The organism is Trichocoleus sp. DQ-A2, from assembly GCF_039961915.1.
GTDB lineage: Bacteria > Cyanobacteriota > Cyanobacteriia > Cyanobacteriales > FACHB-T130 > FACHB-T130.
The window spans coordinates 172,534-185,912 of sequence record NZ_JAMPKD010000008.1; the positions used below are offsets into that span (position 1 = coordinate 172,534).

General features: G+C 45.5%; 8 protein-coding genes. 4 read left to right on the forward strand and 4 right to left on the reverse strand.

All coding sequences use genetic code 11. The features are described from left to right. Window positions 1–24: 24 nt before the first annotated feature. The 3 genes from cysS to NC997_RS10115 all read left to right on the forward strand — a co-directional run bounded on the left by cysS (window position 25) and on the right by NC997_RS10115 (window position 4,936). Window positions 25–1,509, forward strand: a complete 1,485-nt coding sequence (cysS, locus tag NC997_RS10105; RefSeq protein ID WP_190527179.1) for a cysteine--tRNA ligase — start codon at window positions 25–27, stop codon at window positions 1,507–1,509. 394 nt (window positions 1,510–1,903) lie between these two features. After that, window positions 1,904–3,493 carry an ATP-binding protein gene (locus tag NC997_RS10110; protein WP_242031356.1) on the forward strand — a complete coding sequence of 530 codons (1,590 nt, stop codon included), beginning with the start codon at window positions 1,904–1,906 and terminating at the stop codon, window positions 3,491–3,493. A 552-nt stretch (window positions 3,494–4,045) separates the two neighbouring features. Continuing rightward, complete coding sequence (locus NC997_RS10115; protein ID WP_190527181.1) at window positions 4,046–4,936, forward strand: tetratricopeptide repeat protein; 891 nt, start codon at window positions 4,046–4,048, stop codon at window positions 4,934–4,936. 118 nt (window positions 4,937–5,054) lie between these two features. Here the strand turns inward: NC997_RS10115 and NC997_RS10120 are convergent, their stop codons facing one another. The 3 genes from NC997_RS10120 to NC997_RS10130 form a co-directional block, all read right to left on the reverse strand. Beyond that, window positions 5,055–6,059, reverse strand: coding sequence for a ribose ABC transporter permease (locus NC997_RS10120; protein WP_190440522.1), 1,005 nt, complete (start codon window positions 6,057–6,059; stop codon window positions 5,055–5,057). After that, on the reverse strand, window positions 6,056–7,600 hold the full coding sequence (locus NC997_RS10125) for a sugar ABC transporter ATP-binding protein (protein ID WP_190527183.1): 1,545 nt from the start codon (window positions 7,598–7,600) through the stop codon (window positions 6,056–6,058). The genes NC997_RS10120 and NC997_RS10125 overlap by 4 nt, the downstream gene beginning before the upstream one ends. A gap of 88 nt (window positions 7,601–7,688) precedes the next feature. Further along, a complete protein-coding gene (locus NC997_RS10130) occupies window positions 7,689–8,666 on the reverse strand; it encodes a substrate-binding domain-containing protein (RefSeq protein ID WP_190440527.1) in 978 nt (325 codons plus the stop codon). 1,020 nt (window positions 8,667–9,686) lie between these two features. Between NC997_RS10130 and NC997_RS10135 the strand changes: the two genes are divergently transcribed. Beyond that, on the forward strand, window positions 9,687–11,831 hold the full coding sequence (locus tag NC997_RS10135; RefSeq protein WP_190410012.1) for a peptidase domain-containing ABC transporter: 2,145 nt from the start codon (window positions 9,687–9,689) through the stop codon (window positions 11,829–11,831). 10 nt (window positions 11,832–11,841) lie between these two features. Here NC997_RS10135 and NC997_RS10140 read toward each other — a convergent pair whose 3' ends face one another. Continuing rightward, window positions 11,842–12,573, reverse strand: a complete 732-nt coding sequence (locus NC997_RS10140; RefSeq protein ID WP_190527185.1) for a hypothetical protein — start codon at window positions 12,571–12,573, stop codon at window positions 11,842–11,844. Window positions 12,574–13,379 lie beyond the last annotated feature (806 nt).

Consider the following 13,379-nt stretch of genomic DNA (forward strand, 5'->3'; position numbering starts at 1 on the left):
CACTTTATTTCTTAAGTTCTAGGAATGGCCCTAACACTCTACAACACCCTCACTCGTCGCAAGGAAGCCTTTGAACCTGTTGAACCCGGTAAAGCCGGGATGTACTACTGCGGCGTGACGGTGTATGACTATTGCCACTTGGGTCATGCAAGAGCTTGCATCGTCTGGGATGTGACGCGCCGTTATCTGCAATTTGTCGGCTACGACGTGCGCTATGTGCAGAATTTTACCGATATTGATGACAAAATCCTCAACCGGGCACGGCAAGAAGGTTCGTCAATGGAAGAAGTCGCCGAACGCTACATCCAAGCTTATTTTGAGGATATGGCGCGGCTGAATATCAAAGAAGCCGATGAATATCCGCGTGCTACACACACGATCAATGGGATTCAGCGGCTGATTCACGAGTTGGAACAGAAAAATTTTGCCTATCCCGCTGGGGGTGATGTTTACTATGCGGTGCGTCAATTTCCGGAGTACGGTAAGCTGTCGGGACGCAAGTTAGAAGATATGCAAGCGGGCGCGAGTAACCGGGTGGAGGTGGAAGACCTGGAAGCGTCCAAGAAAAGAGATCCGTTTGATTTTGCGCTGTGGAAGGCGGCAAAACCGGGGGAACCCGCCTGGGAATCGTCTTGGGGTGCGGGTCGTCCGGGGTGGCACATTGAATGTTCGGCAATGGTGCGCGATCGCTTAGGCGATACAATCGACATCCACGCTGGCGGTGCTGACTTAATTTTCCCCCACCACGAGAACGAAATTGCCCAATCGGAAGCGGTAACTGGCAAGCCGTTAGCGAACTACTGGCTGCATAACGGGATGGTGACGGTAAATGGGGAGAAGATGTCTAAGTCTCTGGGCAACTTTATCACCATTCGCGAGTTACTCGATCGACCCGTCGATCCAATGGCGGTACGGCTATTTGTTCTTACAGCCCAATATCGCAAGCCGATTGATTTTACCGATGAAGCAATAAAAGCGGCTACAAACGGTTGGACTACCCTAAAAGAAGGTCTGTTGTTTGGATATAAGTACGGTTCCCAACTGGGTTGGATGGGAACCCCCCCTAACCCCCCCGTTAACGGGGGGGGACATGACAACGCTGTGGAAAGATTTCAGACAGAAGTGGATGATGACTTGAATTTTCCTGGCGGTTTAACGATATTGTTTGAACTTGCTAAAGAGTTAGGCAAGCAGGGGAATATCCTCGTTCATCAGGGTAAAACCGAGATCCCACCCGAACAATTAGAAGCTTACTGGCATAACCTAGTTAATTTGTCAAGTGTATTAGGCTTAGAAGTGAATGCCGACGACATTGCAAAGCTACAGGTTGAAACCACTGCCGCTTCTGGTGGTTTCAGCGATGCAGACATTGAGGCGATGATTCAGCAGCGCCAGGAAGCCAGGATCGCGAAAAATTTTGCTGAAAGCGATCGCATTCGCAACGAGCTACAAGCCAAGGGCATTACTTTAATTGATAGCCCGGATGGTACACGATGGCATCGTAACTAAGATGAGCATAGCGGCAACTGCCTATGTTGCACCAATAGCGATCGCCTTGACGAGATTTTCAGCAGGAGCGATCGCTTTCTTCTTTCTCACCCTCACTCTCGTCATTTGAGTCTCATCCTGACTTTGCCAGCGCTGTTTATAACGCTTTTGAGTTTAGCAATTTGGCTACCTTCGCTGATTGCTTGATTAGGAGAGTGGCTAAAAGCCTACAAAATGGCATCTACACAAAAGAAGAGTGCTAATTCACACCCGTGGTAGAGGCTTTGCGTTTAAAGTTTCCGTATAGTGTATCGAACAACACGTAAATTTACGTAAGCGATCGCGATCGCTGTTTCCGGATTAAGCGATCGCAAACGTGTAGAGATCGGTAGCACTACGCAGCTTTTTCAAAAGCTTGATAGTAGCCATACTGAGTCAGGGCATTACCAGAGGTGCGATGGGACTGATGCACAAAATTCCAGAAGACACTTCTCACTGGACGGACTACTCACAAGAAATGCTAAGCAGGAATCAACAGCAAGTAATGCCCTGGGCATGGATTGAGCAAGCATCAGTAACCCGGACTGAGGATTTTGAACAAAGCCAAACAGATGCGACTTCCCAACCGTCACCCCTACATTTAAATTCGACGCTAAAAGAATTAACGCTCTACGACGCTAGCATCGACTCGGAACGTGCCGTAGAGGAAGCAATCCAGATTTTTGAAGCGAACCCGTTGCTTCCTGGCATGATTATTACCGAACAAGGTAATTTTGTCGGGATGATTTCGCGACGGCGCTTCTTTGAATCTATGCGCCGTCTCTACAGCTTAGAGTTATCTTCGCCGCCCTCTTTGAAGGCGCTCTACAGCATTGCCCGATGTGAGATTTTAGTATGCGATCGCAACAGTTCCATTGTCGAGACTGTACAGCAGTCCTTAAAGCGATCGCCCGAACTCATTTACGAACCGATCGTCGTGCAACTGCAATCGGGAATTTGCAGACTCTTAGACGTACATCAGTTACTCATTGCTCAATCGCAGATTCATCAACAGGCAGCAGAAGCACTGCGGCAATCAGAAGCGCAATCCAAAGAGAAAACAACCCAGTTAGAGCAAACCCTGCATGAACTCCAGCGTACTCAAGCTCAACTGATTCAGACCGAAAAAATGTCTGGGTTGGGACAAATCGTTGCCGGTATCGCCCACGAAATTAATAACTCTGTCAGCTTTATTTACGGCAATCTCACCCATGCCAGCGAGTATGCCTACGACTTGCTGCACTTGCTGCACCTGTTTATCCAGCACTATCCTCAGCCAGTGCCAGAGATACAAGCAGAAATGGAAGACATTGACCTGGATTTTCTGAGGTCAGATTTGCCGAAACTTCTATCTTCAATGCAGGTAGGTGCAGAACGGATCTCTGAGATTGTTCTTTCCCTGCGGAACTTCTCTCGGCTCGACGAAGCAGAAGTGAAGTGTGTCAATATTCACGAAGGCATCGACAACACGCTCCTGTTTCTACAAAATCGGCTCAAAGGCAGAGGTATACGCCCTGATATTGTGGTTCAAAAAGACTATGGCGACCTTCCTTTTGTAGAATGCAATGCTGGGCAACTCAACCAAGCATTCATGAATATCTTCTGCAATGCAATTGAGGCACTAGAAAAGGAAATTAGTCACAGACAAGGAAATACCCATTACCCATCACCGATAATTCGGATTCGCACGGAAGTCGGAGATAACAATCAAGTTGTAATTCGGATTGCAGACAACGGCATTGGGATGACCTCGGAGGTACAGCAACGACTATTCGATCCTTTCTTTACGACTAAACCTATCGGCAAAGGAACTGGCTTAGGGTTGTCAATTAGTTATCAAATCGTGGTAGAAAAACACGGCGGTCAATTGACCTATATTTCCGAAACGGGGAAAGGAACAGAGTTTGCGATCGCGATTCCGATTCAGCAGTACAATTCATCCGCTACTCTGTCTCAGTGCGCCTGAGCCAAAATTGCTGCTTGTCTTTTTCTAAACCTTTTTAACTCAATTGTTATGGCAATCCTATTTGAGTGTGGATGCTAGTAGTTCAGATCCCCAACTTCTTTCTCGAAGTCGGGGATCTCGCCTTCACGAATCATTCAGGCTTGCGATATCAAAGTATAGGTACGGTGGATTTCTATTAGCTGCCTCATTTCAAATCTGGTAGATTTCCCGCAAGAGGAAACCGCTTCCTCTATCTACCCACATTTCAGGGAGGAGAGATAGAGCCAGAGACTTAGACTTGCTTTGGATTTTGGGAAATTGCGAGTAATCAAACGGATTGGATATTACTACCTAATTAGGCAGATTAATTTAACATTAGTACAACTCTTTAGATAGACGAGCCAAGAAAATAATAGAGGTAGGGTTTTAACAAAGAGTTTCAAGAAATATGTCTTTAGGCTGCTAACTGACGTAACTGATTGAAGGTCAATTTTTTTACAACCAACATTTGTTCGCTTTTGGCAAGAAAGCTGCCAAAGTCAGTATTTTTTAGCCTAAGTTCAGGATATTCCCATGAGTACGCAAAATCAGAAACATTCGGTTAAAAAGCTTGTTAGCTTGATGAGCGTTGCTGGCGCTAGTGTTTTCCTCAGTTTTCCAGCATTAGCCCTCATCAATTCCAACTCTAGTACGAGAAGCCAACAATTATTAGCTCAGAGTACTCCAGGTGGGACACAAACAAATCCATCTGGCGCTGGTGCTAACCAACAAACTCCCGCTGGTACGGGTACGGGTACTAACCAACAAATTCCCGCTGGTACTGGTACGGGGACGAACCAACAAACTCCCGCCGGTACTCGTACTGGGCAACCTAATTATGAGGTAATTAGTCCAGGAGTTGTGCAACAGAATCCGGCAGGTGCGGGCACTACCCAGCAAACTCCAGCAGGAACTGGCGCTGGGCAACAAACTCCAGCAGGCGCGGGTACAATTCAACAAAATCCCACAGGTACAGGTACAGGTACAGGTACTGGGCAACAAACTCCAGCAGGCGCGGGTACAACTCAACAAAATCCAGCCGGAACTGGCGCTGGGCAACAAAGTCCATCTGGCGCGGGTACAACTCAGCAGAATCCAGCCGGAACTGGGGCTGGACAACAAAATCCGGCAGGAACGGGTACAACTCAGCAGAATCCAGCCGGAACTGGGACTGGGCAACAAAATCCAATAGGAACGGGCACTACCCAACAGAATCCCGCAGGTAATACTCCAGGGGCTACGCAACGGAGTGGTCGGCAGGGGAATTATACTCAGTACATGAGACTTGGGTACGCTGCAACCCAACAAAGAGATTACCAAACTGCTTTGATTAACTTTAGAAGGGCGCTTAATCTACGTCCTGGGGATTCGTATGCGACACGAGCGATTAGCAATGTAGAAAGCTATCTTCAACGCAGTCGTTAGTTAAATCTTCGGTGAGGATCGGCAAACAGGGAGTCGCGATCGCGACTCCCTGTTTTTTAGACTAATTCTGCCTGACGCGCGATCGCTTCCTACCAGTCTGTCATCGGAAGCTCAACGCTTACGCAGCGCTAGTGCGGGTGCGAAGTTTGTCAATCGTCACGGCGATAATAATCACAAGACCTTTAACAACCAACTGCCAGAAAAATGACACGTTCATCAGGGTTAACCCATTGTTGAGGAGGGCAATAATTAAAGCACCCAGTAAAGTCCCCCAGATGGTGCCAATGCCACCCGTGAAGCTGGTTCCTCCTAAAATGACGGCAGCGATCGCATCAAGTTCGTAGCCTTGACCTAACATACCCGTCGCACTGTAGAGACGCGAGGCGCTCATCACTCCGCCTAAACCGGAAAGCAACCCACTCACACCATAAACAAATAACAGCACCCGACTCACCTTAATTCCTGTTAGTCGTGCTGCCCGTATGTTACCGCCTACGGCGTAAATATGCCTTCCCAATACTGTCCGTCTTAAGACAAACCAACTCGCTACAACAGCAAGCAAAGCAATCACAACTAGCCAGGGAATGGGACCAAGATAATTGTTGCCTATCCAAGCAAAATTTAGATTTCGATTTAGAACGGTCGTGCCATTAGCAACTAAGTAAGCAACACCCCGCAAAGCCGTATAAGAACCAAGCGTGACGATAAAAGGTGGCAAACCTAAATAGGCAATCAACGACCCATTTAGTAAGCCTAGACCTAATCCTGCTAATAGGGCGGCTGGTATGGCGAGCAAACCAAGACCGGGGATCAACGAGACAAGCACCCCGACAACTGCGGTTACGCCCAAAATTGACCCCACAGAAAGGTCAATTCCTCCGGTCAAAATAACGAACGTCATTCCGGTCGCTAGCACGATGTTGATCGATGCTTGCCGAATGACATTAATCAGATTTCCGGGCGAAAGAAAGCTTGGCGTAACAATTGAAAAAATTATACAGATTGCAACCAAAATCGGGAGGATGCCAGCAACCTGAATGAAATTTTTCCAAGCTTGACGATTACTCGCTTTAGAGCGATCGCTCGTTCCATTTCTGGTGGTTCTTACTTCTGTTTGACTCATGATTTTGCTACCTCTCTTGCCCCTGTGGCATAACCCATGATGTTCTCTTGTGTAATTGCTTCCCCAGTTGAGCCGCCTACTTCACCAACCAGGCTTCCCGCACGCATCACCAAGACGCGATCGCTCATTCCCACGATTTCCGGCAGTTCGCTGGAAATCATCAAAATGGCTACACCTTTTGCTGCCAGATCGCTAATAATTCGATAAATTTCGCTTTTCGCGCCGATGTCAACGCCGCGCGTAGGTTCATCGAGCAAAAGTACCTTGGGATTAATTGCCAACCAACGGGCTAGCAATAACTTCTGCTGATTTCCCCCAGATAAATCCATTGCCCTGATGCTTGGGCTGGCAAGACGAATCCCTAAGTTGCTAACGGCATCAGCCACAATTTTAAAAAGGGATTTTGAGTTGATGATGCCAGAGGTTGCCTCTCGTCCAAGAACATTCATAGTGATATTTTCACCAGAACTTATCTCCAGAAATAGACCGAGATCCTTACGATCTTCTGGGACATAGGCAATTCCCGCTTTAATTGCATCATCGGGTGTCGAGATATTGAGAGAACGACCTTCCAGCTTTATTTCACCGCTAGCCTTTCGGTCAGCACCAAAAATAAGACGAGCAATTTCAGTTCTGCCTGCGCCAACCAAGCCTGCTAAACCAACAATTTCCCCAGCATGCAGTTTAAAACTCGCAGATTTTACCTTGCGCCCATCACTTAAATTCTTTACCTCAAGGACTACTGAGCCAGGATGGGTTTGACGCTTATGTTCGTATAAATCCTGTAAAGAACGACCCACCATCATTTCTACTAAGCGAGGGGCGGAAATTTCACTCCTCTCCAGAGAGCCTATATACCCGCCATCTCGAATCACGCTAACGCGGTCAGCAAGCGCATAAATCTCTTCCATCCGATGGCTAATGTAAATAATCGCAATCCCTTCATTCCGCAAGCGGCGAACAACCTCAAAAAGTTTCTCTGTCTCTCGGTCTGAAAGCGCTGCTGTCGGCTCATCCATTACTAGAATGCGGCTCTTGTGTTTGAGCGCCCTAGCAATTTCAACTTGCTGCTGTTCTGCAATGGAAAGGGTTGAAACCAGGTCGCCCGCATCAAAACTCGCGTCGAGGTTTCTCAATACCTCAGATGCTTGATGCCGCATTCCGTCTCGGTCAATGAAGGTACCTCCTTTCTTAAGCTCGCTCCCCATAAAAATGTTTTCAGCAACGGTCAGATTTGGGGCGAGATTAAGCTCTTGATAAATAATGGCTATACCCAAATCTCTGGCTTGACCTGGGTCTGTCATCTTAACAGCTTGACCGTCAATTCTGATTTCCCCTGCATCGGCTATATAGGCTCCAGCTAGGATTTTCATCAGCGTACTCTTGCCTGCACCATTTTCACCCATAAGGGCATGAACTTCCCCAGGATAAATAGTGAGATTTACATCATGCAAGGCGGTGAAACCATTAAAGGTTTTTGTAATTCCTTGCATTTCGAGTACTGGTTTAGTTTTTATTGAGGGTTGAGTGCTACTTGCCATCAGAAATCCCTGTAATGTTTGTGAAAATACGATTCAAATGGATGGATTATCAAGTCATAAATTGGTGCAATTAACGACAAAAATTTCGTTATTCACTTGTCCAGCCTTTATGCTGATTCACGTTTTCACGAGTAACCAACGTGACTGGAATGAGAATGTCTGGATTGGCAGGCTTGTTCCCTTTGATAATGTCATTCCCGACCTCTACTGCCTTGGCTGCCATGCGAAAGGGATCTTGAGCCGCAGTCGCAACAAATAAGCTATTTTCCTGCTTGAGCGCATCTAGAGCTTCGGGTGCGCCATCGACGCCAACAATAAAGAACTCTTTCCGTTGTGCTTGGGTAGCAGCTAGCTCCGCACCAATCCCACAAGGGTCATTAATTGCAAAAACGGCATCAATTTTTGGGAAGGATGTGAGCAAATCGCTCATGACTCTCAACCCACCATCACGGCTACCTTCTGCATTCTGATCTTTTGAAAGGATCTTGATATTGGGATATTTGGAAAATACGCTCAGACATCCTTGGACTCGCTCAACAACTGAAGCAACAGGAGGTCCGTTGATAATTACAACATTGCCTTGACCCTTCAATCGATCGGCAATGTATTGACAACTTACTTCACCTGCTTGCACGTTATTGGAGGTAACAGTGGCATCAACACCTCCTTCAGCGGCAGTATCAACTGCAATGATTGGAATTCCTGCTTGTTTAGCTTTTTCAACTGCTGCAAAAATCCCCTTACTGTCAGCAGCATTAAGTATAATCATGCTGACATCTGAGGCAATGAAATTTTCAATTTGATTAAATTGCTGATTTAAATCGTCCCCGCTGGAGACGAGGGTTGTGCTAACGTCCGCACCGCCAATTCTCTTAGCTGCCGCCTCTGCACCCTTACCAACTTGTACAAAGAAGGGGTTGCCGAGATCGCGGACTGTGACAGCAACCGATGAAAGTTCTGAACTGTTTTGTTGGCTGTTTTGAGTGTTCTGGGGAGCTGACGTGCAACTCACAAGAGCGCTACTAGCTAGACTAAAAAGACTCAATGCGATCGCTACTCGTTTCACCTTAAACTCCAATGAATGCTCATTTGGAAAGAGTCGCGCGAATCTTAGCCCGCAAACCAAAAAGTAATCCTTTCAGATTGAAGCTTTAATACCTTAAGTGTTAGGTAATAAAATTCCAATTATAGGGTTATACAATTCCTTTTTCTTTCTTGCTAGTAAAATTTTCTCAATTCAATTGCCGGAACGCTTATTTGAAGAAAAATATTCAGGAAATCCCTTCTTGCTTCCTCCTAAGAAAAGTTATTTTTTCCTAAAATTTATTAAAATTGTGTAAGCGTTTTAAAGTTTCAAAACTAGAGAAAACTTTTTAGCAAAAGCCACTAAAGGTTTTGTTTAAAGGCTTGCAGAGTCTTCTTCTATTTGACTCGCGATATCGTATATTTTGCGACTTAAATACTGAGTTAGCATCAATCTCAAGATAGAGGAAAGACATTTAAAACAAGCAAATTTTATTGAGTTTTGTGTATGAGTTCTTATAAAGATTGTTGGGATTATTCATTCAATGCTTAAGAGGTAGGCTAAAGTAGTTATAGCTAAGTAATACGGCTTGTTAATAATTAATAATTTTTTGTTTTAATGTATTTGATTTAATGTAAAGAGGTAGGAATCTTGTCAAGAGGCTGGGATTGTTCAAACGCCTCATATTAGATGCAAACGTCATAATTGCAGAAATGTTTGACCAAGGGTTTTATCAAACATTCATGACAAGTTATGTAAATGTGGTTACTTGCGTGTTGATTGAGATTTTCGCTTTGGAGCGATCGCTCCCATCGTTGAGCTGGGTTGATGAAAACCCAAGTATGCATCTACTGCTTTGTGATTGATGCTCGTTGCGAAAATTGACTGAGGCGGTCACGAATGTCAAAGGGAAGCAGCCACGATCTTCTTGTAGTGACTGCTTTTGAGGGCCTCCTAACTCTATCAACCGTTCAAGTTGACCATTAGATTTTGTCTATAGTGCGCCTATAGTGTGTTAGTTACCGAACCGCATAAATCCTGACACTATAGCATGAGTTAAGCATGAAGTACGAGCATGTCTTACAACACAGTGAAGAAGACTGCGGAGCGGCGTGTCTTGCTGCGATCGCGAAACACCACGGGCGGACTTTTACGCTCAACCGTATCCGTGAAGCCGTAGGCACTGGACAGCTAGGAACCACATTGCTAGGACTCCGGCGGGGTGCAGAAGCACTCGGTTTTAATGCTAGAGCAGTGAAAGCTTCACCACAGATTCTTGACAAATTGAAGCAAGCACCGCTACCAGCCGTCATTCACTGGAAAGGCTACCACTGGGTTGTTTTATACGGGCAACACCGGAAAAAATATGCGATCGCCGATCCCGCTGTCGGCATCCGTTACCTCACTAAAAACGAGCTAGCGGCAGGCTGGACAAATGGCATCATGCTGTTACTAGAGCCAGACTCGGCCCGCTTTTTTGCCCAAGTTGATGATAAAGTTGGCGGTTTTGGGCGTTTCTTTAAACCCGTCTGGGCTTACCGAGGGATTCTGGCTGAGGCATTTATCATTAACCTTGTCTTGGGGTTGCTTTCCCTGACATCCCCCTTCCTCATCCAAATCCTCACCGATGATGTGTTGGTTCGGGGGGATACCCAGCTACTAACGGGTGTCGTGACTGCTGTTATGGTGATGAATGTTGTATCCAGTAGCCTCAGACTGGTGCAATCTAACCTAATCGCCCATTTTTCTCAACGGCTCCAATTAGGCTTAGTTTTAGAATTTGGCAGAGCAATTTTGCGTTTGCCGCTTTCCTATTATGAAGCTCGTCGCAGTGGCGAAATTGTCAGCCGCTTGCGAGATATTCAAGAAATTAATCAGTTAGTTTCTCAAGTCGTTGTCAGCTTGCCGAGCCAGCTATTTATTGCCATCGTTTCTTTTAGTTTGATGTTGTTCTACAGCATCAAACTAACAAGTGTTGCTGTGTGCATTGCTGTTGTTATGACAATTTCCACAATTATTTTCCTGCCGACACTGCAACAAAAAACTCGGAGCTTATTAGTCTTAGAAGCAGAAAATCAAGGCATTTTAGTTGAGACTTTTAAAGGGGCACTGACGCTCAAAACGACTACATCTGCACCGCAATTTTGGGAAGAATTTCAGAGTCGCTTCGGTCGCCTTGCCAACATCACCTTCCGCACGATTCAGATTGTCATTATTAACAGTACCTTTTCTGGATTAGTTTCTAGTATCGGTAGCGTCATCTTACTTTGGTTTGGCAGTAGCCTGGTGATTAGTAAAGAATTAACCATTGGGCAACTGTTAGCTTTTAACGGCATGAATGGAAATTTTCTAGCGTTTATTGGGGCAGTCGTGGGATTTGTCGATGAACTCACTCGCGTTCAAACCGCTACCCAACGTCTTACGGAAGTAATTGACTCTACACCAGAAAATCCAGTCGATGACAAAAGACCCTTTGCTAAAATTCCGGGAGATGCAGATATTATTTCCACAAATCTCAACTTCCACCATGCTGGCAGAACTGACCTTTTAGAAGATTTTTCGCTAACCATTCCTGGAGGAAAAGTTATTGCACTCATTGGTAAATCTGGCTGCGGTAAAAGCACCCTGGCGAAGTTAATCGCTGGATTATATTCACCACATTCTGGAAATCTCCGCATTGGCATGTATAATTTGCAAGATTTATCACTTGATTGCTTGCGACAACAGGTGATTCTCGTTCCTCAAGAGCCTCACTTTTGGAGTCGCTCAATTGTGGAAAACTTCCGCTTAGGTTCCCCTCACGTTGCATTTGAACACATTGTGAGAGCTTGCCAGATTGCGGGTGCAGATGAATTTATCAGCAAGCTACCCGACAAATATCAAACCGTTTTGGGTGAATTCGGGGCAAATATTTCTGGCGGACAGCGGCAACGATTAGCAATTGCCAGAGCGATTGTAAACGAGCCGCCAGTTCTGATTTTAGATGAATCCACGGGGGGACTCGATCCGGTGAGCGAAGCGCAAGTTTTAGAGCAGTTGCTGTCTCACCGCCAAGGCAGAACCACCATTTTAATTAGCCACCGCCCCAGAGTAATTAATCGAGCTGATTGGATTGTTTTTCTGGAGCAAGGTCGCTTGAAATTGCAAGGTTCTCTGGAGGAGCTACAAGCCCAAACTGGCGCTCATTTGGACTTTTTGATTCCCTAAAGTGAAATGATTATTTTACAGAGGCATTGGTGAGGTTAACATTGCTGGCAGAGGATGCGGAGAGGCTTTTTATGGTAACGTTCGCCGTGGCGGATGTCGTGTTGTCGCCTAAGAAAATCAGGTTGGAAGTTGTGTAAGGGTTGAGATATCCGGGAGGCGGTGTAAATCCGGTATATTGACGCAGATTGCCTTGCAAAACAGGAAAGGTAGAACCGTTCATAAACAGTTGATACTGGTTGTCTTTTACATACAATACATAGTTATTCATCGTTTTCTGGACGTTGAAAGTTACTTTCTCGCCTTGAGTAAAACCAACGTTTTGCGCCCAGATGCTATTTTGCCAGAAACCTAATTCCAGCCCATAAGGTTGCGTTTCACCAGAGACGCCATTGCTCATCACAATCAGACTGAAGCCTGCACGATTGTTGTTGAGGTGAGTTTCTGAACTCACCTTGACGCTGAAACTGATGCTATATCCGGTACTGCGGTCAAGCAGCACTGGCGATACTTTGAAGTAGCCTGCCTGATTACTGCTATTACCCGTATTCAAAATAGTGCCTTCACTAGAAGGCGATGCAGTCGGTACAGGAGACTTAAAAGCATTTTCTTTATATTCCCATCCCTGTTGAGCGGGCGTTTGATTTGGCTGCGATACGCCGTCGTAAAGAGGAACGGCGTTAGCAGAAGTGGCTCCCATCGCTAAGGTAAAGCCAACAGTAAGGGCGGCTAGAGTTTTTTTCATGAGTTTGTTTCCTTTGATGACCATCTCGTAAGTAAAAAGCCGATGTTTATAATTTTTTTGCGGGTTGGACTAGCATGAGAATGCAGGTTGTCTTTGAGCTTTAACGCCTAAATTGGCTCAGGAGATTTTGGATGGTACTTAAGACAGAAGACAGAAAAAATTAGTAGTTGCGGGATTTTTAATTGTCATTGCTACCTGTTTCTCCTACCTACCACTTCCAAAAACGTTCATCGCTTAACAAACCTGCAACACCTTACAGGGGCGAGACAAAGCTTCTAAAAAATTCATAACTGGAAGCGATCGCTCTCATACATCTCATAAAGCCGATGCATAACGCTAGGAACTCTCGAATTCCTAATCAATCCTGATTCCAGATACTTTACATCTTGCACCTACCAAATCAAAGCTCTGCCTTGATTCCTCTCGTTCTCTAGGCTGACGCTTAGAAACGAGAAGTGGAGGGATTGTTGCCTTCCCAGTTCCCAGAGTAAGGTGCAAAATGTCCGTGTTCCCTACCCTACACTCAAATATCCAAATTCAACGAACTGTAGCTTCGCCACTGAAATGAGTAGATTTCACCGCTGATCTGAGGATATTGCTATCCGTATTATCACCGATGAAATAATCCTTTACCCTAAATTTATAATTTAGGGGCTTTAAATGAAGTTTCTGTGAATTAAGCGCGATCCTGCAAGCGATCGCATCATTTTCTGATATTAATCGTGAGCCAGAATCACTTGTTAATATTATCTAGCCGAAGTTTTTTCCTTGAAAACAGTAACAATTTACTACAGAAATTACAACTA

Excerpts from the sequence above, each read along its gene's own strand:
- cysS (WP_190527179.1), top strand. The coding sequence starts at position 25 with ATGGCCCTAACACTCTACAACACCCTCACTCGTCGCAAGGAAGCCTTT.
- NC997_RS10115 (WP_190527181.1), top strand. The coding sequence starts at position 4,046 with ATGAGTACGCAAAATCAGAAACATTCGGTTAAAAAGCTTGTTAGCTTG.
- NC997_RS10120 (WP_190440522.1), bottom strand. The coding sequence starts at position 6,059 with ATGAGTCAAACAGAAGTAAGAACCACCAGAAATGGAACGAGCGATCGC.
- NC997_RS10125 (WP_190527183.1), bottom strand. The coding sequence starts at position 7,600 with ATGGCAAGTAGCACTCAACCCTCAATAAAAACTAAACCAGTACTCGAA.
- NC997_RS10135 (WP_190410012.1), top strand. The coding sequence starts at position 9,687 with ATGAAGTACGAGCATGTCTTACAACACAGTGAAGAAGACTGCGGAGCG.
- NC997_RS10140 (WP_190527185.1), bottom strand. The coding sequence starts at position 12,573 with ATGAAAAAAACTCTAGCCGCCCTTACTGTTGGCTTTACCTTAGCGATG.